Origin of the sequence: Polaribacter sp. (genome assembly GCF_965656025.1) — a bacterium.
Taxonomy (GTDB): domain Bacteria; phylum Bacteroidota; class Bacteroidia; order Flavobacteriales; family Flavobacteriaceae; genus Polaribacter.
On the sequence record NZ_CBFHJT010000038.1, the window covers coordinates 1 to 1,218 of the forward strand.

A 1,218-nucleotide genomic window follows, 5' to 3' on the forward strand; every position below is an offset into this window, starting at 1 on the left:
TAGATATTTTAGTGAATAATGGTGGTATTAGCCAGCGTTCTTTAGTTAATGAAACCCAAATCTCTGTAGACAAACGCATCATAGATATTAATTATTTAGGCACAGTTGCATTAACAAAAGCTATTTTACCGCATTTTATTGCAAATAAAAAAGGTCAGTTTGTGGTTACTACAAGTATTGTTGGTAAAATTGGTACGCCATTAAGATCTACTTATGCTGCCAGTAAACACGCATTGCATGGTTTTTTTGATAGCTTAAGGGCAGAAAATCATCAAAATAACATCATTGTTAGCTTAATTTGTCCTGGTTTTATAAATACGAATGTTTCTAAAAATGCGCTTACAGGAAATGGCACTGCACTGGGTAAAATGGATGTTGCTACAGGAAAAGGTATGTCTGCAGAACGTTGTGCAACATTAATGATAAAAGCAATCGAAAAACAAAAAGAAGAGGTATATATTGCAGGCTCAAAAGAAAAATTGGGTGTGTATGTAAAAAGATTTTTCCCTAAATTATTTACTATTTTGATAAGAAAAATGCGTGTAACTTAGTCAGTAAAGTAACCCAATGCATCAAAATAATTTACAATCGCTTCTTTCATTAAAACAGTTTGTTCTCCTGGTTTTAAATTTGGTAGCTCTGTTAGAACTTTATAATGTGGCCAACCATCATCATCAAAAAAATCGAACTCATAGTAGCCGTAGGGTTCTAATAACTTGCAAATAGCAATATGCATTAGATTTACTTTTTCGTCTTTTTTAAATTTTCTATTTCCTTGCCCTAATTCTTGTACACCAATTAAATATATAATTCCGTCTATATTTAATTCATCACCATCTGCAAATTGGTCGGTTAGTTTTTCTACTAACAAAGACCACATTTCTTTAAGGTTACTAATTTTTGGCATACCATTTGATTTTTAAAGCAGTAAAGATACAATGCCTATTTTTAAATTTTAAAAAAAATATGTAGGTTTACCAAAATTATTTTAATGAATATTTTTGATATTATTATTGCTGCTCTTCTAATATTTGGCTTTGTAAGAGGTATTATGAAAGGGTTTTTTGTAGAGGTAGCATCTTTAGTAGCATTGATTGGTGGTGTTTACGGAGCCATACATTTTTCATATTTTTTAGGAGATTTTTTAAAAGAATCCTTATCTTGGTCAGAAGAATATATTTCTTTAGCAGCCTTTGCAGGTACTTTTATTATCATAAT

3 protein-coding genes are annotated in these 1,218 nt (G+C 30.5%); 2 read left to right on the forward strand and 1 reads right to left on the reverse strand.

From position 1 onward, the window contains the following. A partial coding sequence (locus tag ACTG3S_RS08610; protein WP_439128950.1) for an SDR family NAD(P)-dependent oxidoreductase occupies positions 1-551 on the forward strand: 551 nt, incomplete at its 5' end. Here ACTG3S_RS08610 and ACTG3S_RS08615 read toward each other — a convergent pair. Beyond that, positions 548-907 carry a hypothetical protein gene (locus tag ACTG3S_RS08615; protein WP_439128951.1) on the reverse strand — a complete coding sequence of 120 codons (360 nt, stop codon included), beginning with the start codon at positions 905-907 and terminating at the stop codon, positions 548-550. The two genes, ACTG3S_RS08610 and ACTG3S_RS08615, sit on opposite strands and share 4 nt — an antisense overlap. A gap of 84 nt (positions 908-991) precedes the next feature. Here ACTG3S_RS08615 and ACTG3S_RS08620 point away from each other — a divergent pair. Beyond that, a partial coding sequence (locus ACTG3S_RS08620) for a CvpA family protein (RefSeq protein WP_439128952.1) occupies positions 992-1,218 on the forward strand: 227 nt, incomplete at its 3' end.